This is a genomic window from Oryzihumus sp. (assembly GCF_054325275.1).
Genome location: NZ_JBTCWL010000066.1, coordinates 1 through 21,222 on the forward strand (window position 1 = coordinate 1; position 21,222 = coordinate 21,222).

At 73.4% G+C, this 21,222-nt stretch carries 24 protein-coding genes and 1 pseudogene; 11 read left to right on the top strand and 14 right to left on the bottom strand.

Annotation, left to right across the window (positions count from 1 at the left end; translation table 11 throughout):
* The 3 genes and pseudogenes from ACXVGS_RS15300 to ACXVGS_RS15310 form a co-directional block, all read left to right on the top strand.
* Nucleotides 1-189 (top strand): annotated as a pseudogene (locus ACXVGS_RS15300) (apolipoprotein N-acyltransferase); the annotation flags it as partial.
* A complete protein-coding gene (locus tag ACXVGS_RS15305) occupies nucleotides 186-998 on the top strand; it encodes a polyprenol monophosphomannose synthase (protein ID WP_458529840.1) in 813 nt (270 codons plus the stop codon). The pseudogene ACXVGS_RS15300 and the gene ACXVGS_RS15305, both read left to right, overlap by 4 nt.
* Nucleotides 995-1,462 carry an FxsA family protein gene (locus ACXVGS_RS15310; protein ID WP_458529839.1) on the top strand — a complete coding sequence of 156 codons (468 nt, stop codon included), beginning with the start codon at nucleotides 995-997 and terminating at the stop codon, nucleotides 1,460-1,462. The genes ACXVGS_RS15305 and ACXVGS_RS15310 overlap by 4 nt, the downstream gene beginning before the upstream one ends.
* Nucleotides 1,463-1,604: 142 nt before the next feature.
* On the opposite strand, the gene ACXVGS_RS15315 is transcribed toward ACXVGS_RS15310, so the two are convergent.
* The 3 genes from ACXVGS_RS15315 to ACXVGS_RS15325 all read right to left on the bottom strand — a co-directional run bounded on the left by ACXVGS_RS15315 (nucleotide 1,605) and on the right by ACXVGS_RS15325 (nucleotide 4,904).
* Entirely contained in the window at nucleotides 1,605-1,964 is a 360-nt protein-coding gene (locus tag ACXVGS_RS15315) for an RNA polymerase-binding protein RbpA (protein WP_458529838.1), read from the bottom strand.
* A 130-nt stretch (nucleotides 1,965-2,094) separates the two neighbouring features.
* Complete coding sequence (locus tag ACXVGS_RS15320; protein WP_458529837.1) at nucleotides 2,095-3,483, bottom strand: MFS transporter; 1,389 nt, start codon at nucleotides 3,481-3,483, stop codon at nucleotides 2,095-2,097.
* A 68-nt stretch (nucleotides 3,484-3,551) separates the two neighbouring features.
* Nucleotides 3,552-4,904: a D-alanyl-D-alanine carboxypeptidase family protein gene (locus ACXVGS_RS15325; protein ID WP_458529836.1), complete on the bottom strand. Its 1,353-nt coding sequence runs from the start codon at nucleotides 4,902-4,904 to the stop codon at nucleotides 3,552-3,554.
* Between the two features lie 188 nt (nucleotides 4,905-5,092).
* Between ACXVGS_RS15325 and ACXVGS_RS15330 the strand changes: the two genes are divergently transcribed.
* Nucleotides 5,093-5,266: a CsbD family protein gene (locus tag ACXVGS_RS15330; RefSeq protein ID WP_458537129.1), complete on the top strand. Its 174-nt coding sequence runs from the start codon at nucleotides 5,093-5,095 to the stop codon at nucleotides 5,264-5,266.
* Between the two features lie 161 nt (nucleotides 5,267-5,427).
* The gene (locus ACXVGS_RS15335; RefSeq protein ID WP_458531490.1) at nucleotides 5,428-5,889 is read left to right on the top strand and encodes a pyridoxamine 5'-phosphate oxidase family protein; all 462 of its coding nucleotides are present in this window, start codon (nucleotides 5,428-5,430) and stop codon (nucleotides 5,887-5,889) included.
* Here ACXVGS_RS15335 and ACXVGS_RS15340 read toward each other — a convergent pair.
* Nucleotides 5,784-6,128 carry a hypothetical protein gene (locus ACXVGS_RS15340; protein ID WP_458529833.1) on the bottom strand — a complete coding sequence of 115 codons (345 nt, stop codon included), beginning with the start codon at nucleotides 6,126-6,128 and terminating at the stop codon, nucleotides 5,784-5,786. The genes ACXVGS_RS15335 and ACXVGS_RS15340 overlap by 106 nt on opposite strands.
* Before the next feature lie 60 nt (nucleotides 6,129-6,188).
* Nucleotides 6,189-6,314, bottom strand: a complete 126-nt coding sequence (locus ACXVGS_RS15345) for a hypothetical protein (RefSeq protein WP_458529832.1) — start codon at nucleotides 6,312-6,314, stop codon at nucleotides 6,189-6,191.
* A 673-nt stretch (nucleotides 6,315-6,987) separates the two neighbouring features.
* On the opposite strand from ACXVGS_RS15345, the gene ACXVGS_RS15350 reads away from it, so the two are divergent.
* Both ACXVGS_RS15350 and ACXVGS_RS15355 read left to right on the top strand, forming a co-directional pair.
* The gene (locus ACXVGS_RS15350) at nucleotides 6,988-8,052 is read left to right on the top strand and encodes a tyrosine-type recombinase/integrase (RefSeq protein WP_458529831.1); all 1,065 of its coding nucleotides are present in this window, start codon (nucleotides 6,988-6,990) and stop codon (nucleotides 8,050-8,052) included.
* Between the two features lie 350 nt (nucleotides 8,053-8,402).
* A complete protein-coding gene (locus ACXVGS_RS15355) occupies nucleotides 8,403-9,527 on the top strand; it encodes a GH25 family lysozyme (RefSeq protein WP_458537130.1) in 1,125 nt (374 codons plus the stop codon).
* Between the two features lie 38 nt (nucleotides 9,528-9,565).
* On the opposite strand, the gene ACXVGS_RS15360 is transcribed toward ACXVGS_RS15355, so the two are convergent.
* The 6 genes from ACXVGS_RS15360 to ACXVGS_RS15385 all read right to left on the bottom strand — a co-directional run bounded on the left by ACXVGS_RS15360 (nucleotide 9,566) and on the right by ACXVGS_RS15385 (nucleotide 13,473).
* Nucleotides 9,566-10,105: a DUF1697 domain-containing protein gene (locus ACXVGS_RS15360; protein WP_458529829.1), complete on the bottom strand. Its 540-nt coding sequence runs from the start codon at nucleotides 10,103-10,105 to the stop codon at nucleotides 9,566-9,568.
* A gap of 7 nt (nucleotides 10,106-10,112) precedes the next feature.
* A complete protein-coding gene (locus tag ACXVGS_RS15365; RefSeq protein WP_458529828.1) occupies nucleotides 10,113-10,958 on the bottom strand; it encodes an alpha/beta fold hydrolase in 846 nt (281 codons plus the stop codon).
* Nucleotides 10,959-10,985: 27 nt separating this feature from the next.
* Nucleotides 10,986-11,849, bottom strand: coding sequence for a PhzF family phenazine biosynthesis protein (locus ACXVGS_RS15370; protein ID WP_458529827.1), 864 nt, complete (start codon nucleotides 11,847-11,849; stop codon nucleotides 10,986-10,988).
* Between the two features lie 82 nt (nucleotides 11,850-11,931).
* On the bottom strand, nucleotides 11,932-12,471 hold the full coding sequence (locus ACXVGS_RS15375) for a type 1 glutamine amidotransferase domain-containing protein (RefSeq protein WP_458529826.1): 540 nt from the start codon (nucleotides 12,469-12,471) through the stop codon (nucleotides 11,932-11,934).
* A gap of 106 nt (nucleotides 12,472-12,577) precedes the next feature.
* Nucleotides 12,578-13,000 carry a metalloregulator ArsR/SmtB family transcription factor gene (locus tag ACXVGS_RS15380; RefSeq protein ID WP_458529825.1) on the bottom strand — a complete coding sequence of 141 codons (423 nt, stop codon included), beginning with the start codon at nucleotides 12,998-13,000 and terminating at the stop codon, nucleotides 12,578-12,580.
* Between the two features lie 38 nt (nucleotides 13,001-13,038).
* Nucleotides 13,039-13,473 carry an OsmC family protein gene (locus tag ACXVGS_RS15385; protein WP_458529824.1) on the bottom strand — a complete coding sequence of 145 codons (435 nt, stop codon included), beginning with the start codon at nucleotides 13,471-13,473 and terminating at the stop codon, nucleotides 13,039-13,041.
* A gap of 18 nt (nucleotides 13,474-13,491) precedes the next feature.
* Here ACXVGS_RS15385 and ACXVGS_RS15390 point away from each other — a divergent pair, with 18 nt between their 5' ends.
* Both ACXVGS_RS15390 and ACXVGS_RS15395 read left to right on the top strand, forming a co-directional pair.
* Nucleotides 13,492-14,115, top strand: a complete 624-nt coding sequence (locus ACXVGS_RS15390) for a histidine phosphatase family protein (protein ID WP_458529823.1) — start codon at nucleotides 13,492-13,494, stop codon at nucleotides 14,113-14,115.
* Nucleotides 14,116-14,160: 45 nt separating this feature from the next.
* Nucleotides 14,161-14,490, top strand: a complete 330-nt coding sequence (locus tag ACXVGS_RS15395; RefSeq protein ID WP_458529822.1) for a hypothetical protein — start codon at nucleotides 14,161-14,163, stop codon at nucleotides 14,488-14,490.
* 13 nt (nucleotides 14,491-14,503) lie between these two features.
* Here the strand turns inward: ACXVGS_RS15395 and ACXVGS_RS15400 are convergent, their stop codons facing one another.
* The 3 genes from ACXVGS_RS15400 to ACXVGS_RS15410 form a co-directional block, all read right to left on the bottom strand.
* The gene (locus ACXVGS_RS15400) at nucleotides 14,504-15,166 is read right to left on the bottom strand and encodes an RES domain-containing protein (RefSeq protein WP_458529821.1); all 663 of its coding nucleotides are present in this window, start codon (nucleotides 15,164-15,166) and stop codon (nucleotides 14,504-14,506) included.
* Nucleotides 15,163-15,750 carry a hypothetical protein gene (locus tag ACXVGS_RS15405; RefSeq protein ID WP_458529820.1) on the bottom strand — a complete coding sequence of 196 codons (588 nt, stop codon included), beginning with the start codon at nucleotides 15,748-15,750 and terminating at the stop codon, nucleotides 15,163-15,165. Before ACXVGS_RS15405 ends, ACXVGS_RS15400 begins: the two co-directional genes overlap by 4 nt.
* A 132-nt stretch (nucleotides 15,751-15,882) precedes the next feature.
* The gene (locus ACXVGS_RS15410; protein ID WP_458531494.1) at nucleotides 15,883-17,367 is read right to left on the bottom strand and encodes a glutamate--cysteine ligase; all 1,485 of its coding nucleotides are present in this window, start codon (nucleotides 17,365-17,367) and stop codon (nucleotides 15,883-15,885) included.
* Nucleotides 17,368-17,592: 225 nt separating this feature from the next.
* Between ACXVGS_RS15410 and ACXVGS_RS15415 the strand changes: the two genes are divergently transcribed.
* Together ACXVGS_RS15415 and ACXVGS_RS15420 are read left to right on the top strand one after the other, a co-directional pair.
* Entirely contained in the window at nucleotides 17,593-18,771 is a 1,179-nt protein-coding gene (locus ACXVGS_RS15415) for an exonuclease SbcCD subunit D (protein WP_458537131.1), read from the top strand.
* Nucleotides 18,768-21,222, top strand: a 2,455-nt coding sequence (locus ACXVGS_RS15420) for an AAA family ATPase (RefSeq protein ID WP_458537132.1), incomplete at its 3' end; no start/stop codon positions are given. The genes ACXVGS_RS15415 and ACXVGS_RS15420, both read left to right, overlap by 4 nt.

Genomic DNA, 21,222 nt, shown 5'->3' on the forward strand with positions numbered 1-21,222 from the left:
CTGTTCACCGCGGCGCTGCTGGCCGGCGTCCTGCCGGTGCGCTCGGGCCTGACCCTCGCCGACCGGGTCGGTCAGTGGCCGGAGCTGCTCGCCTGCGCCGCCGTGGTGTTGTTGCTGATCGCCCGCGGACGGCACGGGCTGCGCCGGTACAGTCGGGGCGACCGCACCACCAGTGAAGGACGGACATGACCCACCCTGCGCCCCGCACCGCGGACGCTTCCTCCGACCGCGGCCCGATCGGCCGGGTCGTCGTGCTCATCCCGACGTACAACGAGCGGGAGAACCTGCCGCGCATCGTCGCGCGGGTGCGGGCCACGGTGCCTGAGGCCGATGTGCTGGTGCTGGACGACAACTCACCCGACGGCACCGGCGAGGTCGCCGACGGCCTGGCCGCGGTCGACGAGCACGTCAGGGTGCTGCACCGTCAGGGCAAGGAGGGCCTCGGCGCCGCCTACCTGGCCGGCTTCGCCTGGGCGCTGGAGCAGGGCTACGACGCCCTCGTCGAGATGGACGCCGACGGCTCGCACCAGCCCGAGCAGCTGCCCTCGCTGCTGGAGGCGCTGCGAGGCGCCGACGTGGTCCTCGGCTCCCGCTGGGTGCCCGGCGGCACCGTGGTCAACTGGCCGCTGTCGCGCAAGGCGCTCAGCGTGGGTGGCAACATCTACATCAAGGCCCTGCTGGGCATGCCGGTCGGCGACGCCACCGGCGGCTACCGCGTCTACCGCGCCGCCGCGCTGCGGCTCATGGACCTGCACGACGTCGCCTCCCAGGGCTACTGCTTCCAGGTCGACCTCGTATGGCGCGCCGTGCGTCGCGGGCTCACCGTGCGGGAGGTGCCGATCACCTTCGTCGAGCGCGAGATCGGTGACTCCAAGATGAGCAAGGACATCGTGCGCGAGTCGATGCGCCGCATCACCGCCTGGGGTGCGACCTACCGTGCCGGGCAGCTCCGGGCCCTGACCCGGCGCGAGCCGACCTGGCACCGCCTGCCACAGTGACCACCCACCCGCCGCGGCGGCGCCGACCCCGGTGGCTGACCGTCGTCTTCGTCCTGCTGGTCGTCGTGCCGATCGCCGAGATCTCGGTGATCGTGGCGGTGGGCAAGGCCATCGGCGGGTGGCAGACCTTCTTCCTGCTGCTGGTGGAGTCGGCGCTGGGCGCGTGGCTGGTGCGCCGGGAGGGCTCCAAGACGTGGCAGGCACTGCGGGTGGCGCTGCAGACCGGCCGGATGCCCTCCCGGGAACTGACCGACGCGGCCCTGGTCCTCGTCGGCGGCACCCTGCTGCTCACCCCGGGCTTCCTGACCGACATCGCGGGGTTCTTCTTCGTCCTGCCGGTCACCCGGCCCCTGGCACGCCGGTTGCTGGAGCGCGCCGTGGCCGCCCGGCTGCTCCGCGGCTGGGGCGGGCCCGGGGGAGCGGGCGGCGCCGGTGGGGACACCATCGAGGGTGAGGTGCTCTAGCCGGCCACCCGGCATACCGGGCGAGCGGCGCGTCCGCCGACCGGGACCGCGGCAGCCAACCGGTGCGGACAGCACAGACCCCACGCCGGAGGGGGTGGCGTGGGGTCAGACCGTGGCCGTCGTCGACGGCGGGGTGCTCAGGTCAGGCGGAGCGCTTGCGGCGCGGCTTCTCGCCGCGGGACTCGCGCAGCAGGGCCAGGCGCTCCTGCAGCAGCTCCTCCAGCTCGGGGATGGAGCGGCGCTCGAGCAGCATGTCCCAGTGGGTGCGCGCCGGCTTGGTCGCCTTGGCCTCGGGCTCGGGGCCGTCAACCAGCTTGGCGTCGAGGCCGCAGCGGCACTCCCAGCTCGGCGGCACGTCCGCCTCGATCGAGAAGGGCAGCTCGCTGACGTGGCCCTGAGGGCAGACGTACTTCACGAGCTGGCGCTCGCTGGGCACGACGTTCTCGTCGGTCTCCATGCTCAGGGCGCCCAGACGGGTGCCACGCAGTGATCGTTCGGCCATGTCGGAGGTCTCCCAACGTGTTGCTCGCCAGCACAGGTGGTGCGTGGGGGAATCACCTGCTCCAACGCCGGGACCGGGCGCAATGTTCCTGCTCAGCGCCCCGGATCCGAAGTTGTGCGGGGACTGTGAGTCACACCACGGCGGGCAGCTCGTTGCCCGCCGCCCGGATGCCCTCGGCCATGCGCACGCGTGAGAGCAGCACCCCGCCGAGCACGAAGAAGACGATCAGCGCCACGATCGCCCAGCGGTAGGAGTCGGTGAGCTGGTGCACCAGGCCGAACACGAACGTGCCGAACCAGCTCGTGCCGCGCTCCATCGCCTGGTAGAGGCTGAAGAACTCCGCCTCGCGGCCGCGGGGGATCAGCTGGCTGTACAGCGACCGCGACAGGGCCTGGCTGCCGCCGAGGACGATGCCGATGAGGACCGCGAGCGCCACGAAGGCGCCCAGGGCCTTCGCCGGCACGAAGAAGGCGGCGGTGACCACGAGGGTCCACACGCCCAGGCTGGTCAGGACGACCCGCCACGCGCCGTAGGAACCGGCCAGCCGGCCGAAGAGCAGCGCCCCGCCGAACGCGACGAACTGCACGAGCAGGAACACGCCCAGCACGGTGCTCTGGGCGAACTTCAGCTCCTCGATGCCATAGAGGCTCGAGCTGCCGATGACGGTCTGGATGCCGTCGTTGAAGAACAGGTAGGCGAGCAGGAACAGCAGCGTCTGCGGGTAGCGGCGCAGCTCGGCGAACGTGCGCGCCAGCTGCCGCACGCTGCCGCCGACGACCCCGGCCTGCTTCTCCACGGGGGTGGCCGTCGTCCCGTGGACGTCGCGCAGCCCCAGCACCGGGATGAGCGTGAAGGCCCCCCACCACAGTCCGGCCGAGAGCAGGCTGACCCGCACCGCCATGCCCTGGCTCAGTCCGAGGGCGTCGTGCACGTTGAGCAGCACGAAGTTCAGCGCCAGCAGCAGCCCGCCGCCGGCGTAGCCCAGGGCCCAGCCCCGGCTGGAGACGCGGTCGCGCTCGTCGGGCGCGGCGATCCGGCACAGCAGGGAGTCATAGATCACCAGCGAGGAGCCGAGGCACAGGTTGGCGACGATGAGCAGCGCCACCCCGAGCTGCCAACTGGTACCCGCGACGAGGAAGAGCAGGCTGCCGGCGAGCGCGCCGGCCCAGGCGAACCCGGCGAACAGCCGGGTCGGCCGGGGGGACCGGTCGGCGACGGCGCCGACGAAGATCAGCAGCACCGCGGAGACCAGGGTGGACACGGTCAGCGTGTACGGCGCCAGCGAGCCGGGGGAGACCGGTATGCCGAGCACGTCCAGGTCCGTCCGGCAGGACGCCCCGTCGGCCAGCCCCGGGCAGGCGGCGGCCTTGGCCACCGATGTGAGGTAGGGGCCGATCAGCACCGTCATGGTGGTGGTGACGTAGGCCGAGTTGGCCCAGTCGTACCAGTACCACGCCCGTTGGTGCGGGGTGTCGCGTCGGGCCTGTCGGCCGACACCGGAGTCGAGCGCGCTCGTCATGCGCGCAGGCTCTCACGCGGTGGCGCGCCGCCACCTGCTTTGGGCGCGTGTCCTGGCCGTGGGACGACTCACTGGGCGAACTCCCAGTGCCACGGCTCCGGCAGCACCCCGGTCGGCTCGGCCCATGCGGGGTGGAACCAGCCGTACAGCGGGGCGTGGGTCTGCATCCACCAGTGGGCGCTGCTGCCGAAGCTCTGCACGCCGCCGCAGAGGTCGACGGCCAGGCCGAGGCCGTGGTTGCTCGTGCCGGGGACCGCCGCGAAGCCGGGGCGGCTCTTCGCCACGGCGACCTGGCCGGCGAGCGAACGGTAGGCGTCGGTGACGCACAGCGGCGAGCCGGTCTCCTTCTCGTAGGCCCGGCTCATGGCATTGAACGCTGCTGCTGCCGCGGGGCGCAGCCCCTTGCCGGGCGCGGCATACAGGGGGCAGAGGGCCAAAGCGGGGATCTGCCCGTTGGGGTAGGTCGCCGTGCTGGCGTGGCACGGGGTGCCGGGGTCGCCGAACACCTGCGTGCCCTGGGTCTGCAGCGCCTGCGCCAGGCGGCTGTCGGCTGCCCGCGCCTCGGGGTCGTGCGAGCGCAGCAGCGCCCCGCGCACCGACCCGGCTGCCAGCAGCTGGTCGGCCTGGGACTGGCGCAGGTCGGCGAGGGCCGCACGCTGCTGGACCAGCAGGGTGTCGAGCCTGGCCTTTGCTGCCTGGATCCGTGCCGCCGCGGCGATCGCGTCCCGGCCTGCCTTCTCGGCGCGGTCGGCGGCGTCCTGTTGGGCCGCGGTCAGCCCCTGCAGCCGGTCCAGCGCCCGGCCCCGGGCCGCAGCGACGTACTGCAGGATCGCCATGGGGTCGGCGGCCTGCTCCGGGTCGGGGGTGCTCAGCACCTGCATGAAGGTCATGTAGTCGGCCAGGGGGCCGCCATTGACGTAGGCGTCGTGCGCCCAGCGGCCCACGCTGTCCTGGTCGGCCTGCATCGCCGCGTCCAGCGAGCGGAACCGCTGGAGCTGACGCAGCGCCTCCGCGCGCGCCGCCGCCTCGGCCCGCCGGGCCACCGACAGCTGGGCCAGCACGGTCGCGGACTGGCCCGAGAGCCGGTCGATGCGGGCCGTGGCGGTGGCGACCTTCGCACTGGAGGCGATCAGCCCGGCCCGGAGCCGGTCGGCCGCGGCGATCTGGCTGGACAGCTGCGCCGGGGTGAGCGCCGGCTGCTCCCCGGCACCGGCGGGCAGCTGGGCGTCCACCCCGGGCGTGGGCGTGGCGCTCGCGGCGGGGGTCGGCGTGGCGCCGGCCGTCGAGCCCGACGACGGGGAGGCCGTGGGGGTCGGGGAGGGCGCCGGAGCGGCCAGGGCGTCCCCGGCACCGGAGACACCGGCCGTGGTCAGGGACAGGGCAAGGGCGCCGCTGGCGACTGCCCGGCATACCGACCGCATTGGCTGAGCCTCCCCTTTGTCTGGACGCCCCCGCCCCTTCGAGGCTAGGCACGGGGCGAGCGCCGACCGGGCTGTCCACAGGTCTTCCGGCCGAACGGACGAGGCGATCCCGGCCGTCCGGTGCTGCGCTCCTCAGCCGTCCGTGCGAGGGTGGCGGGGTTCGGTTCCTCAACCGCAGGAGGAGTGACATGGGGCTCAGCGACAAGATCGGCAACGCGGCAGAGTCGGCCAAGGGCAAGGCCAAGCAGGCACTCGGCGAGGCCACCGACGACGACCAGCTGCAGGCCGAGGGCCAGGTCGACCAGAGCAAGGCGGACCTGAAGCAGGCGGGAGAGAAGGTCAAGGAGGCCTTCCGCGACTGACGACGCAGGGGAGGGCGGCACCCGACGCGGGTGCCGCCCTCCGTGTTGCCCCGGTTGTCCCGAGGCCAGGCGCTCGCGACCGCGTGGCTCACTCCCGGAGCCAGAAGCGCGGTAGAGGATGCGGGGGGAGCCGCACCTGGCGGCCAGTCAGGAGTGCCGCGATGACCACACCACCCGCCCGCAGCACCGACGAGCGCGTGCGCGACACCATCGCGCGACTGGAGCAGGACGTGGACGCCTGGGTGGCCACGGCGGACCCGGGTGACGGCACGCCATACCTCGTGCCCCTGTCCTTCCTCTGGGACGGGCAGAGCCTGCTGGTGTCGACGCCGACGGCGAGCCCGACCGGGCGCAACCTGGCCGACACCGGCCGGACGCGCGTGGCGCTGGGCACCACCCGGGACGTGGTCATGCTCGAGGGCGCGGTCGTGGCGCTGGGCACCGGGGACGTCAGCGAGGAGCTGGGCAACAGGTTCGCGGCGCGGACCGGCTTCGACCCGCGCGACCTGACGACGGACTACACGTACTTCCGGGTCACGCCGCGGCGGGTGCAGGCCTGGCGCGAGGAGAACGAGCTGCGCGGCCGGGAGCTGATGCGCGACGGGCAGTGGCTGGGGGAGTAGGGGTCCGCGGCCAGTCGGATCTGCATGGAGCGGTCCTCGAGCAGCCGGACGTCCGGGTGGGCGTCGACGAACGCGGTCATCGGCTGCCGGATGCCGGCAGCGACCTCCAGCCCCGCGGCGCGGAACGCGGCCACCACTTCGTCGCCGCGCACGACGGTCGCCTGCGTGAGGGTGCGGGTGAGGAACAGGTCGTAGGCGGACCCGCGCTTGACGCCGATGCGGACACCTGTTCGATCCACGTCGGCGAGGGCGCGGACGGGGGAGTCGAGTGGGACCGCGCAGACCCCTTCGATGACGACCTACGGGGCGGTGAAGGCCACCTCGGCCTCGCGGGCCGGGTCGATGGCCAGGAAGCACACGTCGGCCAGCCCGGAGGTCATCGCCTCGGACGAGCGGCGGGCCGCATCGAAGCAGAGGAGCTCCACGCGCTGGCACCAGACGTCTCGTCGGGTTCGTGGCCAGGTTCGCCGGCTGACGGAGCGTGGCTTCCTCGCGTCGAGCGGAGGAGTGCGTTCACCAGATGAAGTGACATAATGTCGATTATCGGCGTTACGGGCTGAGCACCGGGAAGCGACGAGGGGGCCAGGAAGCCGGGCCGGTCAGGCATGACCGTTGCCCCACGTGTCTGCGCGAAACACGCTCGCCAGGACGGCGCCTGGCGAGCTACCGCGACCGACGCGCACGACGTGACCGAACAGCTGCCAGCCGGGACGACGCCATAGGCGTCGGTGACGTCGCAGCGGGTCGATGCACCAGAGGATCGCCACGCACCCTGACAACCGGTGCTGCGTGGCACGTCAGGCGGATGATTCTGCAGATGAGCCGCGGAGACCAGCAGGCGTCGGCGCATGCCCGGTTCGGCGCGCGGGCCGTGAACTGGAGGCCGTCGTCGCCCTGGCCCGGGAGGCGCGGCGACAAACGGTCCGCCGGACCGGGCAGCGGACGCCGATCGGCGCGCTCCTCCGGGATGTGTCGGAGGCCTGTCAGTGCCTCGTGGGAGGCTGTGGCATCCAGAAGCGCAAATGGGACCAAACGCAGGAAAGTGGTCTTACTTGTGCGTGTAATGTGTCATACACGAACAAATGGTACATTCCGCCCATGGCCTCCCCCGCATTCCTGACTCGCGTCACGGTCCGTGACGCCGTCCTGCAGTACCAGGAGTCCCTCGAGCGCCGGGTCATGCGCTCGGAGATGAGCCCCACGAGCCTGCACGCGTACACCCGCGACCTCGCCGAGTTCGTGGCCCTCCTCGGCCCCGACACCGTGCTTGACGACGTCGAGGGCGACGACATCGAGGTGGCCCTCACCCGCCTAGCCAAAGCTCCCGACCGCCGCTTCACCAAGGGCGTGAAGATGGGCCAGGACGGCAGCCAGCCACAGGGCCGCGGCCCGCACGCCCGGGCCCGCTGGTTCACCGCGGTCCGCGGGCTGTTCCGCTGGGCGACCGACCGCGGATACGTCCAGGTCGACCCCACCCTCAAGCTCAGCCCGCCGCGCACCCCCAAGCGCGCCTCCGGCGCGCGCCTGGGTCTGCAGGCGGGCGAGGCGCGCACGCTGCGGGCCGCGCCGTCGACCAAGGCGGTCGACCACCCTCGCGCCAACCAGGGCCTGACTCTGCGCGACGAGGCGATTCTGCGGCTGCTCATCGAGTCCGGGCCGCGCGTCTCCGAGCTGTGCGGCGCCAACCGCACCGACATCCGGATGCACGAGGAGACCGACCGGCCGGTGCTGCGCGTGCACGGCAAGGGCGGCAAGGACCGTGACCTGCCGCTGACACGACGCACCGTCGAGGCCATCAACGCCTACCTCGAGCAGGGACGCCCCTCTCCCCCGCCGGTGACCGACCCGGCAGACACCGCCCGCAGCACCCGGGTGGCCGACGCCGAGCGCGCGCTGTTCGTCACGGTCCGGGGGTGGCGGATGGCACCCCGCGACGTGCAGTACCTCATCCAGCGCTACACCCGCGCCAAGCTCGACCGCCGGGCCACGCCCCACGCGCTGCGACACACCGCGCTGACGATCCTGGCCCGTTCGGGCGTCGACATCGCCACCGTCGCCCAGATCGCCGGCCACGCCAACCTGTCGACGACCTCGATCTACATGGACGAGTCGATGTCCGCAGCGGCAGACGCCGTGGACCACTCCCCCATGGCCGACGACTAGCAGGCACCCTGCGCGCACGGCAGGAATCGGCCACTGGGGTCCTTGCCGGAGGCGCGCTGCGGCGGTGGTGCCGCACTTGTCCGGTTCGCCCGGATCCGGATCACACCAAAGACAGGCGCGGGTCGGGGAAAGGTCAGCATTTGGTCAGATTTGACCACCCCTCATCGACCCGCCACCTACCGTCATGGGGTCGGAGCATCCCGCCCTCCAGGGCGCCCGAGGTGCTCCTCCCACCAGGCGAACGGTCCAGCAGCGGTGCCGTGAGAGCTTGCGCAGAACACGCAGGAAACAAGGGGACCCAGCCAACCATGTCAACACCTCTACTTCGTCGTGCCCACAACCGGGTCCGGATGCTTCGGATCGCGGCGGCGACCCTCGCGGCAATCGGCCTGTCGGGTCCCGCGATCGCCCACGCCCAGGTGATCGGGCCCGACATCGCCAGCTACCAGCACCCCAGCGGCTTCAGCATCGACTGGGGCGCGGCCAAGGCCACCGGTGGTGCCGCGTTCGCCTTCGTCAAGGCGACCGAGGGCGCCGGCTACACCAACCCGTACTTCCGCGGGGACTTCGCCTCGATCCACGCCAAGGGCATGGCCCGGGGCGCCTACCACTTCGCGCGACCGAGCCTTTCGGCCGGCTCGGCCACCGCCCAGGCCGACTACTTCGTGCGGGTCGCCGGCAAGCTCGGCGCGCGGGGCGACCTGCCGCCGGTGCTCGACCTGGAGGTCACCGGCGGCCTCAAGCCGGCCCAGCTCACCGCCTGGGTCTCGACCTGGCTCAAGCGGGTCAAGGCCACCACGGGTCGCACGCCGATGGTCTACGTCTCCCCCTACTTCTGGACCCACTCGATGGGCAACTCCACCGCGTTCCGGTCCTACTACCTGTGGCTGGCCAGCTGGTCGAGCCGACCCCCGACCTCGCTTCCCGGCGGGTGGAGCCGCTACACGTTCTGGCAGTACACCAACGCCGGCAGGGTCGCCGGCATCAGCGGCCGGGTCGACCTCAGCGCCTTCAACGGGACCACGGCGGCGCTGTGGGCCCTCGCCAAGGGCGCACCCGTGCCGGCACCGGCCCCCAAGCCGACGCCGGCGCCCGCCCCGAAGCCCAGCCCGGCCCCGGCACCCAAGCCGTCACCGGCTCCCGCACCGGCGCCGAAGCCGTCCCCCTCCCCCGCGCCGACTCCGGCACCCGTGCCGGGCCCGACCTATGCGGAGCTGAGCCGCCATGACCTGGTCCGCGCGCTCTACCAGCAGTCCCGGTCGACGCTCAAGCCCGGCGCGAAGGGCGCCGGCGTGGCGGCCGCCCAACAGGTCCTGGGCCTGCCGCGGACCGGCATCTTCACGCCGCCCATGGCGGCGTCCCTGCTGGCGTGGCAGCGCAGCCACGGTGTGCGCGCGGCCGGCGTGCTCGACCCGCAGACCTGGTGGGCGATGATCGCGGTGACGCATCGCCACCACAACCACCGCGACCACTGACGGCCACCGCCCGCCCGGTCCCCCCGGGCGGGCGGTGCTCAGCCGCCCCAGCGCTGCACGAGCTCGTCCACCACCTTGACGTCGCGGGTCGTCGCGAGGGCACCCCCGAGCCGCTCGAGCCTGGCGTTGGTCAGTTTCGCCTCGTGGGCCGGCAGGTTCAGCCACAGGACAGCCTCCCGGCCGAGCACCCGCACCCGCTCATGCTCCCGGTCCCACGCGTGTAGGGCCTGCACGGCGCCCTCGGGCGGCTCGTCCTTGAAGAAGGACACGTAGCGGCGGGGCTGCCCGGGCAACGGGGTGTCCAGGCCGGCGAGGGCCGTGCCGAGCGAGCGCAGCTCGGCCGGGGTGCGCACCATCGTGGGCACCTCCAGCTTCCAGCCCTCGCGGAGGACCTCCTCCACGGCTCGCTCGACCCGGGCGGCTGACCGCATCGCGCTCGTCAGCCGCAGGTTGCCGCTCTGGATATAGCTCTCGACATCGCGGAACCCGTTGTTCTGCAACGCATCCCGCAACTCGGCCATCTTGACCCAGCGGCCGCCGACGTTGACGGCGCGCAGGAAGGCAACGTAGGTCGGCACGGCACCCTCAGCCGCGGTCCATGCCGAAGAACGGGTCGACCGCGGCGCGGAAGCCCTCCGGGCGCTCGACCCAGGGGTAGTGGCCGGCGCCCTCGATGACGGCGGCCGTGCCGCGCGGGAACAGGTCGGCAACCGCGAGCACCGGCTTGAGCCCGGTCAGGGCGTCCCGCTCCCCTGCCAGCACGAGAACCTGCGCGCCACACGAGGCCAGCCGCTCAGCCAAGCCCTCCGGCACGGGCGCCGAGAAGAAGGCGCCGGCCGCGTCGAGGTAGAAGTCCCCGACTGCCTCGTGCGCCCGGGCCTGCTCGTCCCACGTCCCCCACGCCAGCGGCGCGATGAGGTGGGCCAGGGCGCGGTGCTCCTGCGGGGTGCTGGCCGCCTCCAGCGCCGGCACCGCCTCCGCAAACGCGGGGAACCACAGCTCGTCGCTGCGAGCCATGACCATCGCCCTGCTGTCGTCCTCGACGTCCACCAGGTAGTCCGCCGGAGGGGTCACCAGGCACAGGCGACGCACGTGCTGGGGGTGCGACGCGGCATACGCGAAGGCGACGCGGGTGCCCGCGCTGTGCGCCAGCAGGTCGAGCTGGCCCCCGCCAAGGTGGCGGCGCAGGGCCTCGACGTCGTGGGCGAGCTCGGGCCACGCCATCAGCGGGCCCGCCTCGGCGGACCCACCCACACCCCGCTGGTGCAGGACGGCCAGGGGACGCACCGAGGACAGCCCGGCCAGGTCGCCCAGGTATGCCGGGTGGCGGGCTGCGCCGCCGGCCAGAACGACCAGAGGCTCACCGCTGGCACCCTCGTCGATCAGGTCGTAGTGCAGGATCGCGCCGTCATGGCTGGTGAAGGTCGGCATGGCCGCAACCTACCGGCGGGCACCGACTCAGAGGGTGAAATTTCCGGTGCCCACCTGGCGCACCTCACCGGTCACGAGGATCTGCCCCTCGTCGTCGACCTCCAGGTCGAGGACGGAGGGCCGGCCCACCTGTGCGCCCTGGTGGACCACCCGGCGCAGCCCCCGCTCACCGTGCAGGTGGAACCATCCGCCGAGGTTGGCGCAGGCCGACCCCGTGGCCGGGTCCTCGATCGCGGACGCGCCCTGGGTGAAGAAGAGCCTGGCCTCGACCACCTCGTCGTCGACGGGCGCCCAGACGTAGACCAGTGCCTCGTCGCCCAGGCTCGAGGCGCTCTCGCGCAGGAGCCGCGGGTCGGCCGAGGCGGCCCGCACGTCCTCGACGCTGCGCACGGGCAGGATGAGCTGGGTGACCCCGGTGTTGACGAGCAGGGGCTCGGCCCCGATGGCCTCGACCGGGAGCCCGACCATGGCGGCGAGCTGCTCACGGGAAGCCTGGACCGGTTGCGCCGCAGGGGTTTTGGCCTGCAGGGTCCAGCGGTCACCTACCGCCCTGACCGGGATGTCGCCGGCGGGCACCCGCAGCACGACCTCGTCCCCGGTGCCGAGCAGGTCGCGCACCACGTGGGCGGTCCCCAGGGTCGGATGTCCGGCGAAGGGCATCTCGTAGGTCGGCGTGAAGATCCGCACCTGCGCCGTGGCGCCGTCATCCCCGGCAGGCAGGACGAAGGTCGTCTCGCTGAGGTTGAGCTGGCGGGCCAGCGCCTGCATCTCCTCGGTGCTCAGGCCCCGGGCGTCCTCGAAGACGCACAGCGGGTTGCCGGAGAACGGGTCGTCGGACCCCGCCGTGAAGACGTTGAGGGTCCGGAACGAGAACGTGCGGGAGGCGCTCATGCGGCGATCCTGCCAGAGACTTCCGCCGGGACCGGGCGCCCGCTGCGGGCTCCGGTCCCGGCCGGTAAGACGTGGGCTCGGGTCAGCCGCCGAGGGCGTCGAGCAGGGCCGCCGAGAACGCCTTGAGGTCGTCGGGGTTGCGGCTGGTGATGAGGTTGCCGTCAACCACCACCTCCTGGTCGACCCACGTGCCGCCCGCGTTGGTGATGTCGGTGCGCAGGCTCGGCCACGAGGTGAGCGTGCGCCCGCCCAGCACCCCCGCCTCCACCAGGGTCCACGGGGCGTGGCAGATGGCGGCCACCGGCTTGCCGGAGTCGACGAAGTGGCGCACGAACCCGACGGCGTCCCGGTCGAGGCGCAGGGCGTCGGGGTTGGCCACCCCGCCGGGCAGCACGAGGGCGTCGTAGTCCGCGACCGAGGCCTCGCCGACCTGGCGGTCGACGGGGAACGTATCGGCCTTGTCGAGGTGGTTGAAGGCCTGCACCGAGCCGCCCTTCGGGCTCAGCAGGACGGTGGTGGCGCCGGCGGCGGCAGCGGCTTCCCACGGGTGGGTGAGCTCGACCTGCTCGATGCCTTCGCCGGCCACGAGGAACGCGATGGTCTTGCCGTTGAGATCAGCCATGTCTCGAGACTGCGCCGCGCGGCGGGGCCACGCAAGCCGAGGTCAGGTGAGGTCTCCCACGGCCGTGGGAGAGCGTCCGGCCGGGGCGGTCAGGACTCCCCGAGCGTCACCAGGCGCCGTCCGGCGGCGCCTCGAACACCCGCCACAACGCCCCCATGGCCTCTGGCCGGACGCGGTAGCAGACCCACACGCCTCGACGGCTGCGCTCCAGCACGCCGGCCTCGTGGAGCACCTTGAGGTGGTGCGAGACCGTCGGCTGGGTCAGGTCGAACTCGGCGGTGAGGTCGGCAACGGTCGCCTGCCGCCCCTCCGCGCGGAGCAGGATGCTGACCATCCGCAGCCGGATCGGGTCGGCAATAGCCTTGAGCACGAACGCGATCGCACCGGCGTGGTCCCGGTCGAGGGAGTCGGTGTGCAGCGGTCGACAGGCCGCGATCGGGGTGGCAGGGGCCGGGGCGAGCCGCACCGGGGCGGCTGCAGCGGGCAGCACCGGTTCTGGCTCGGACAGGAACGGTTCTGGCGCAGACACGCGCCATATCGTGACAGAAGGGACGAAATGCCGCCCGGTCAGGCGTCCTCGGCCAGGCTCCACGACACCGGGGTGCCGAGCTCGACGGTCCGCGACACGGTGCACAACCGGTCGTGCGAGCGCGCGGCGGCGTCGGGCAGGCGCTCCCGGGCGGCGTCCCCCTGCTCCCCCTCGGGGAAGGTGACGTGGAAGGTCAGCGTGATGTCCTGCAGGCGGTTGCCATCGGCATCGCGCACCTTCTCGGCGCCCACGACGAGCTCGAAGCGCTCGGGCTCGGCCAGCCGGGACGTGAGGGCGTCGACGTCGAGGGCGGTGCAACCGCCGATCGCCGCCAGCAGCAGCTCCACCGGGGTGAAGCGGCCCTCCTCGCCCGTGCCGAAGGTGAGCTCTCCCCCGCGCGCGTTCATGGCGACGAGGTTGCCCTCCCCGGTGCGGCGCAGGGACACGGACCGGTGCTGCTCCTGGGAAGCCATGGCCTCTAGCCTGCCAGAGTGACTCCTCCTCACGCCCCGTCACCGGGGTCGCTGCTGCTCGTGCGCCACGGCCAGACCGAGTGGGCCCGGGCTGGCCGGCACACCGGGCTGACCGACGTCCCACTCACCCCCGAGGGCGAGGCCGGCGCCAAGGCCCTGGCCACGCTGCTGGACGGCCGCAGGTTCGCCCTGGTCCTGAGCTCCCCGCTGCAACGGGCCCGGCGCACGGCCGACCTCGCCGGGCTGACCGGGGTGCAGGTGGACGACCGCCTGGTCGAGTGGGACTACGGCGCCTACGAGGGGCTGACGACCGCCGAGATCCGCGAGCGCCTCGGCCGGCCGTGGAACGTCTTCGACGACGGGGTCCCCTCCGGTGACACCCCCGGGGAGACCCTGGAGGCACTGGCCGCCCGCACCCGGGCGGTCCTGGACCGGGTGCGTCCGGCGCTCGCCGAGGGGGACGTGGTCCTCGTCGGGCACGGGCACTGCCTGCGGGTGCTGGCAACCGTGTGGTTGCGCCAGGAGCCCCGGATGGCCGCGCAGCTCATCCTGCACGCCGGCTCCCTCAGCGAGCTCGGCTGGGAGCGGGAGACCCCGGCCATCGTGTCGTGGAACCGCACCCCGGAACCTCCCGAGCGCTAACGTCGTCGCCGGCGGCAGCGGCCGCCTCTGACCCCGGGGGGATCCATGAGCGCGCAGACCACGACGGCGCACGAACCGACGAACCGAGCCGGCACCACGGTGACGACGTGGCTCGCAACGGTCGTGACGGTCCTGGCCGTCGCCGTCGTCGTGCTTGCGGTGCAGCTGTCGTCGTTGCGCGACGAGGTGGACACCCTGCCACGGGACACGTCGACCGACACCTCTTCCCTGTCCTTCCAGCTCGACCGGGTGTGCCGGCTGCTCGGCTCCGTGGCCGGGAGCGCCAAGGTGCACGACGCGTTCACCGGGCAGGACACCATGGACACCTGCGAGCAGGCCGCCACCGAGGCGGCCTCGGGCCACCCACCCCGGTGAAACCCGTTGAGGCTCAGGCCTTGTGGCCCCGGGTGCGGGTGCCGGGCGGTCGCACCACCGTGAGGTCGCCACGGTGCGGCGCGGGCATCGGGTGCGGGCCGCCGGGGACGTCGACGGCCGGGACCGGCGTCCGGTCGGTCGGCCAGTCCCGGGCACCCGCCTCGTCGAACAGCGCGACCGAGGAGGCCGCTCCCGGGGTGAACCGCGGCCCGTAGCGCACTCCCTCCATCGCGGCGTCGGCGAGCGCGCGCGCCCAGGCCTGCGGCACGGCATACGGGACCATCGTCTCCAGCTCGCGGGTGACGCCGAAGTCGGCGGCGCGGGCCACCCGCAGGTTGGCCAGCCGCCGTGCGACCGGGACCCCCAGGCGGGAGACGACGACCCCCTCCAGCAGGGACACCGGCACGTAGGGCACGCCACCCAGCACCGCCCCCAGGCGCTCGCGGACGGCCACGGCCGGGTCGGTGGCGAGGTAGCAGGTGCCCCGCGGCGCGGGCAGGTCGAACCGGCCCCCGCCGTCATGGCTGAACCACCACGGCCCGTTGGCCGCCAGGTGCGCACGGCACAGCACCGTGCGCGGCTCGAGCCGGTATGCCGGGAAGCCGGCCAGCGCGGTCTGCGGCGCCCGCTGCGCCACGACCTCGCGCGAGCGGGGCCCGGGGGTGCCTGCGCTCATGCGACCCAGGACTGGGCGTCGGCGGTGGCCACCTCGGCCACTCGCTGCAGCGCAGCCGCCGAGGACCGGTGGAGCACGAGGAAGTCCACGGCGCTGTGCCCCTCGAACGCCTCCGAGGCGGTGGTCAGCCACAGCGCCACCGCCCAGCCGTCGACGCCGCGGCGGGTGAACTCCCCCACCGCCTCGAAGACTCCCGGGCGCACCTGGCCGTCCCGGCCGAACTGCAGGGAGGGGTAGAGGAGGTGCCCGTCAGCGGTGCGGCAGGCCAGCAGCGTGCCGCGGCGGACCCGGTCGGCCACCGCCTGGCGGCTCACGCCGAGCCAGGTGACCAGGCCGGCGGTGTCGTAGAACGGGCCGAGGGACTCGTCGTAGGGGTGGCGCGTGGGCAGGGCGGCGACCATGCGCTCGGCGAACTCCTCGACGTCGCCGAGGTCGGCCAGGGACCTGCCCTGGGCAGCCAGCACCGAGCCGCGCTCGGCGATGAGCCGCTCGACCTGGGCGAGCAGCCGGCGCTCGAACGCGGGATCGGCGGGCCGGTCTGCGGCGTCGGTGTCGGTGCGACGGCGGCCGGTGTGGGTGTCCATGTGTGCCTCCCTGTCCCTCACCACTGTCACCCTTCGCGTCAAGGGCGTCAAGGGGAGGGGATCAGGTGAAGGGTAGCCCTAGTGGCCGACACACGCCGGGAACCGTTGCCGCGAGCGCCTTTCCGGGGTCGGTCAGTCAGGGAGCTTCCACGTGTGGACCGGCTCGTTGCTGTGCATGTTGCCGACGTAGCGCTCCAGCATGCGACGCATGGCCGTGGCGCGGTCGGCCCCGCGGTCCTCCAGCCGCCGGACACAGGCGACCTGCCACGACGCGCCGTTGAGGCCCGAGGTGCAGCGCCCCTCGATCACCCCGAGGTAGCGGTCGCGCACCGCCTGGGAGACACCCCAGCGCTCCAGCCCGGTGTGCGCGAGCGGCAGCAGGTGGCGCAGCACCAGCTCGTCGACCGGCACCTCCCCGTAGCCGGGCCAGTACAGCCGCGCTTCCAGTCCCTTCTGGGCGCACGCCCGGAAGTTCTCCTCGGCCGCGGCGAAGCTCATCTTGGTCCACACCGGCCGGTCCTCCTCGGCCAGCATCTTGACCACGCCGTAGTAGAAGGCGGCGTTGGCGAGGACGTCGACGATGGACGGGCCGGCGGGCAGCGCGCGGTTCTCCACCCGAAGGTGGGGCATCCCGTCGACCAGGTCGTAGACCGGCCGGTTCCACCGGTAGACGGTGCCATTGTGCAGCCGCAGCTCCGCGAGCGCCGGCGCCTGCCCGGCCTCGAGCTTGGCGACCGGGTCCTCGTCGGTGGTCTCCGGCAGCAGCGCCGGGTAGTAGCGCACGTTCTCCTCGAACAGGTCGAAGATCGAGGTGATCCAGCGCTCGCCGAAGAACACCCGCGGCCGGACCCCCTGGTTCTTCAGCTCGATCGAGCGGGTGTCGGTGGCCTGGGCGAACAGCTCCACGCGGGTCTCGGCCCACAGCTGCTTGCCGAAGAAGTACGGCGAGTTGGCCCCGACCGCGACCTGCGGTGCCACCAGGGCCTGGGCGGCGTTCCAGTGCGCGGCGAAGTCGTGCGGCGCGACCTGCAGGTGCAGCTGCACCGAGGTGCAGGCCGACTCGGGCGCGATGGAGTCGGCGTAGGTGGCCAGCCGCTCCCCGGAGGGCCCCTCGATGTCGATGAACATGTCCTCCCCGCGGGCGTTGAAGATCGCCTCGTTGAGCGCGGTGTAGCGGGGGTTGATGCTCATCCACTCGGTGGTGAAGTGCTCCGGGGTCAGCGTCGGCAGGATCCCGATGGCCACGGTGTGCGCCCCCACCTCGTTGGCCCGTGACTCGGCCCGGTTGAGGCTCTCGCGCAGGTGGTCCTCCAGCTCCAGCGCCGCGTCGCCGGGCAGCGGCCGGGGGCTGACGTTGAACTCGATGTTGTACTGCCCGAGCTCGGTCTGGTAGCCGGGGTCGGCGATCTTCTCCAGCACGTCCGCGTTGCCCATCCGGGGCAGGTAGTCGGAGTCGACGAGGTTGAGCTCGATCTCCATGCCGGTCATCGGCCGGTCGAACTCGAAGTGGCTCGTGGCGAGCATCCGCTCGAAGACGTCGAGGTTCTGCTGGACCTTCTCGCGGTACCGCTGCCGCTGCTCACGCGTGTAGCCGGTGCCGCTGACCTCAGCTCCCATGGTGTCCTCCCTGGGCGAGTCGTCCCCTGAGCGTGACCCAACCACACCGGCGAGCGCCCTGCCAGATGGCGGCCGGGAGCCGCGCAGAGGTGGTGGTGCACGCCATACCCGCGAGTGTCACCTCCGCGCGGATGCGACCCCGGTATGCCGTGTAGCAGCAGGCGCCCCGGAGGCACGCCGGGGAGGGTGCACCGGCCTGTCGGCGACTCCCCCTAGCCTGCAGGCGTGCGTCTGATCCACACCTCCGACTGGCACCTGGGGCGGTCCTTCCACCGGGTGGGGCTGCTCGACGCCCAGGCGGCCTTCGTCGACCACCTCGTCGAGGTGGTCCGGGCCGAGCGGGTCGACGCGGTGCTCGTCAGCGGCGACGTCTACGACCGGGCGCTGCCCGCGCCGGAGACGGTGGCCCTGCTCTCCGAGGCGGTCACCCGCCTCATCGACGCCGGTGCGCAGGTCGTCCTCTCCAGCGGCAACCACGACTCGGCGATCCGGCTCGGCTTCGCCGCGGAGCTGCTCGAGCGCGCCGGGCTGCACATCCGCACCGGGCTGTCCTCGATCGGCCGGCCGGTGATGGTGGGCGACGTCGCGGTCCACCCCCTGCCTTACCTCGAGCCGTCGGTGGCCGCCGACCGGCTCGACGCCGGCGAACGCACCCACGCCGCGGTGCTGGGGGCGGCCATGCAGCGGGTGCGCGCCGACCTGGCCGGGCGCGGCGGGCGTTCGGTGGTCATGGCTCACGCCTTCGTCACCGGTGGGGCGACCAGCGAGTCCGAGCGCGACATCAGCGTCGGCGGGGTCAGCGCCGTGCACCCCTCGACGTTCGACGGGGTCGACTACGTCGCCCTGGGCCACCTGCACGGCCGCCAGCAGGTCGCCGAGGGGCAGCGCTACTCCGGGTCCCCGGTGCCGCTGTCCTTCTCCGAGGTCAACCACACCAAGGGGTCCTGGCTGGTGGAGCTCGACTCCGCCGGTGTCGGGGTGACCGCGGTCGAGGCTCCGGTGCACAAGCCGCTGGCGGTGCTGCGCGGCACCCTCGAGGACTTGTTGGCCGACCCCCGGCATGCCGGCGCCGAAAGGGCCTGGTGCCAGGTGACGCTCACCGACAGCGTGCGCCCCCTGGGGGCGATGGACCGGCTGCGCGAGCGCTTCCCCGACACCCTGGTGCTCCAGTTCGACCCGCAGGGGGTCCGCGAGCTGCCCACCCCCTACGCCGCCGCCGTGAGGCAGCGCGACGACCTCGACCTGTGCTGTGACTTCCTGGCCCATGTCCGCGGCGGCAACCCGCCCACCGAGGCGGAGCGGGCGCTGCTCGGCTCAGCCGTCGAGGGCTCGCGCCGCGACCGTGCCCGGCACGACGACGAGGGACAGGCCGACGTGGGCCACCAGCGCAGTGGTGCCGCATGAGGCTGCATCACCTGGGCATCACGGCTTTCGGGCCCTTCGCCTCCGAGTGCGAGGTCGACCTGGAGGAGCTCTCCTCCAGCGGACTCTTCCTCATCCAGGGCCCCACCGGTGCCGGCAAGACCAGCGTCCTCGACGCCATCTGCTTCGCGCTCTATGCCGCACTGCCCGGAGCGCGGGCGGGCGCCCGGTCCAGCCTGCGCAGCGACCACGCCGGCGAGGGCGCTGTGCCGCAGGTGCGGCTGGAGTTCACCGCCGGCGGCCGCCGGTTCCTCATCGTGCGGTCCCCGGAGTTCCAGCGGCCCAAGAAGCGCGGCACCGGCACGACCAAGGTCCAGGCCAGCGTCGTGCTCGAGGAGCGGGTCGACGGTGAGTGGGTCAACCGGGGCACGCGCAACGACGAGGTGGCGCAGGTCATCCAGGACGTCGTGGGCATGGGCCTGGAGCAGTTCGTCAAGGTGGTGCTGCTGCCACAGGGGGACTTCGCCGCGTTCCTGAGGGCCAGCCCCGAGGACCGGCGCACCGTGCTGGCCAAGCTGTTCGACACGAGCCGGTTCACCGACATCGAGGCGTGGCTGGCCGACCGTCGCCGCGACCTGGCCGGCGACCTGGCCGAGAGCCGGGCCGAGCTGGCGCGCCACCTGGCCCAGGTCGACACCGCCGTCGAGCTGCTCGACCTCGACGAGACGGGGACCGAGAGTGGGGCCGGCGCCGACGAGCCGGCTCTGGCACTGCCGGACTGGAGCACCCTGCCGCGCCCCGCGGTGGCGGCCGCGCTGACCGGGCTGGAGTCCGCGGTCACCCAGCACGCCGGCGCCGCCCTGGCCACCCGCTCCCTGGCCGAGGACCGCCACGAGGTCGCGGATGCCGCCTGGCACGCCGGGCGCCGCACCCTGGAGCTGCAGGCGGCCGCGGCCCGGGCCACCGCCGAGCTCGAGGCCCTCGAGGCGGCACGGCCCGCCTACGACGCCGCCACCGCCACCGTGGCTGCAGCACGCCGCGCGGCCGTGGTCAGCGGCCACCTCAAGGCCGCCGACGACGCGACCGCCGTCCTCGCCACCACCAGCGGCGAGGTGCTCGACCTCGCGGCCCCGCTGGCGCAGCTGCTCGCCTGGCAGCCTGCGGGCGGGGAGCTGCCCGACGTGTCGGTGGTGGAGGGCCTGGCAGGACGCCTGCGCACGGCCGCCGAACCCCTGGAGCGCGCCCGCACCGTGGCCGAGGAGCTGGCCAGCCTCCACCGCGAGGCGGAGGCGCACGAGGCCGACGCAGCCGCCCGTGACGAGGCCGCGGCCGGCGTCGCCACCGAGGTCGTGGCCGCGGGTGAGGCCGTGACACAGGCCGAGGAGGCCCTCGCCGCGCTGCGCGGGCAGGCGGCGGTGGTCGACGCCACGCAGGCGCAGGCCGAACGGCTGACCCGCACCCACCGGCTCAGCGCGGAGCAGGACCTGGCCCGGCCCCGGCTGGCCTCCCTGGAGGCCGAGCTGGCCACCGCGCGCGCGGCGACGCTGCAGGCTCGCGAGGAGGCGGTCTCGCTGCGGGAGCGGCGGCTCGAGGGCATGGCCGGTGAGCTGGCTGCCTCGCTGGCCGACGGCCAGCAGTGCCCGGTGTGCGGTGCGTGTGAGCACCCGTCCCCGGCGACCCGTGGTGACGTGGTCACCTCGGAGCAGGTCGCCGCAGCCGAACGTGCGGTCACCGATGCGGGTGCCACCGAGACGCTGCGGGCAGGCGAGGTCGCCGCCCTCGCCGGGGCGGTCGCGGCCCGCGACGAGGAGCTCGCCGGTGTCGACGCCACGACCCAGGAGCTGGCCGAGGAGCTCGCGCAGGCGAGGCAGGCCCTGGAGGCGGCCCTGGCCGCTGCGACGGGGCTCGCTGCCGCCGAGGCCCGGGTCGAGGCACGGCGCCGTGACCTGGAGGGGCTGCGCACCCGGCAGGGCGAGCTGACCGCCCAGCGCGACACGGCCCGCGCCCTGGCGTCCGGGGCGCGGGAGCGACTCCAGGAGGTCACCGGGCGGGTGCGTGCCCTCCAGGCCGAGCACGATGCGGACTGCCCCTGCGCGACCGCCTCCCCGGCCACGGCTGCCGCGGACGAGCGCGAGAACGACGGCGGGAGCGAGGGCAAGGTCACGCTGGAGGGCCGGCTGGGCACCCACCAGGCCCTTGTTGCCGGGGTCGACGCGCTGGCCCGGGCGGTCCGGGCGCACGAGGCCGCCGCCGCCACGGCTACCGCGGCCACCGCACGGCTCGAGGAGTCGCTGCGGGCCAACGACTTCACCGATGTGGCCGCGGTCCGTGAGGCGTCGGTGCCCGAGGAGCACGTCCGCGAGCTCGAGACCCAGCTGCGCGAGCTCGACCGCCGGCGGGACCACGCCCAGGCGCGGCTGGCCGACCCCGAGGTCGTCGCGGCCCGCGACGCGGCGGTGCCTGACCTCGACCGGCTCACCCACGAGCGCGACG

Coding starts and splice junctions, on each gene's coding strand:
- ACXVGS_RS15395 (WP_458529822.1), top strand. CDS start 14,161: ATGAGCGCGCAGACCACGACGGCGCACGAACCGACGAACCGAGCCGGC.
- ACXVGS_RS15325 (WP_458529836.1), bottom strand. CDS start 4,904: ATGCGGTCGGTATGCCGGGCAGTCGCCAGCGGCGCCCTTGCCCTGTCC.
- ACXVGS_RS15305 (WP_458529840.1), top strand. CDS start 186: ATGACCCACCCTGCGCCCCGCACCGCGGACGCTTCCTCCGACCGCGGC.
- ACXVGS_RS15355 (WP_458537130.1), top strand. CDS start 8,403: ATGCTTCGGATCGCGGCGGCGACCCTCGCGGCAATCGGCCTGTCGGGT.
- ACXVGS_RS15330 (WP_458537129.1), top strand. CDS start 5,093: ATGGGGCTCAGCGACAAGATCGGCAACGCGGCAGAGTCGGCCAAGGGC.
- ACXVGS_RS15335 (WP_458531490.1), top strand. CDS start 5,428: ATGACCACACCACCCGCCCGCAGCACCGACGAGCGCGTGCGCGACACC.
- ACXVGS_RS15385 (WP_458529824.1), bottom strand. CDS start 13,473: ATGGCTTCCCAGGAGCAGCACCGGTCCGTGTCCCTGCGCCGCACCGGG.
- ACXVGS_RS15320 (WP_458529837.1), bottom strand. CDS start 3,483: ATGACGAGCGCGCTCGACTCCGGTGTCGGCCGACAGGCCCGACGCGAC.
- ACXVGS_RS15405 (WP_458529820.1), bottom strand. CDS start 15,750: ATGGACACCCACACCGGCCGCCGTCGCACCGACACCGACGCCGCAGAC.
- ACXVGS_RS15400 (WP_458529821.1), bottom strand. CDS start 15,166: ATGAGCGCAGGCACCCCCGGGCCCCGCTCGCGCGAGGTCGTGGCGCAG.
- ACXVGS_RS15370 (WP_458529827.1), bottom strand. CDS start 11,849: ATGAGCGCCTCCCGCACGTTCTCGTTCCGGACCCTCAACGTCTTCACG.
- ACXVGS_RS15315 (WP_458529838.1), bottom strand. CDS start 1,964: ATGGCCGAACGATCACTGCGTGGCACCCGTCTGGGCGCCCTGAGCATG.
- ACXVGS_RS15350 (WP_458529831.1), top strand. CDS start 6,988: ATGGCCTCCCCCGCATTCCTGACTCGCGTCACGGTCCGTGACGCCGTC.
- ACXVGS_RS15365 (WP_458529828.1), bottom strand. CDS start 10,958: ATGCCGACCTTCACCAGCCATGACGGCGCGATCCTGCACTACGACCTG.
- ACXVGS_RS15410 (WP_458531494.1), bottom strand. CDS start 17,367: ATGGGAGCTGAGGTCAGCGGCACCGGCTACACGCGTGAGCAGCGGCAG.
- ACXVGS_RS15375 (WP_458529826.1), bottom strand. CDS start 12,471: ATGGCTGATCTCAACGGCAAGACCATCGCGTTCCTCGTGGCCGGCGAA.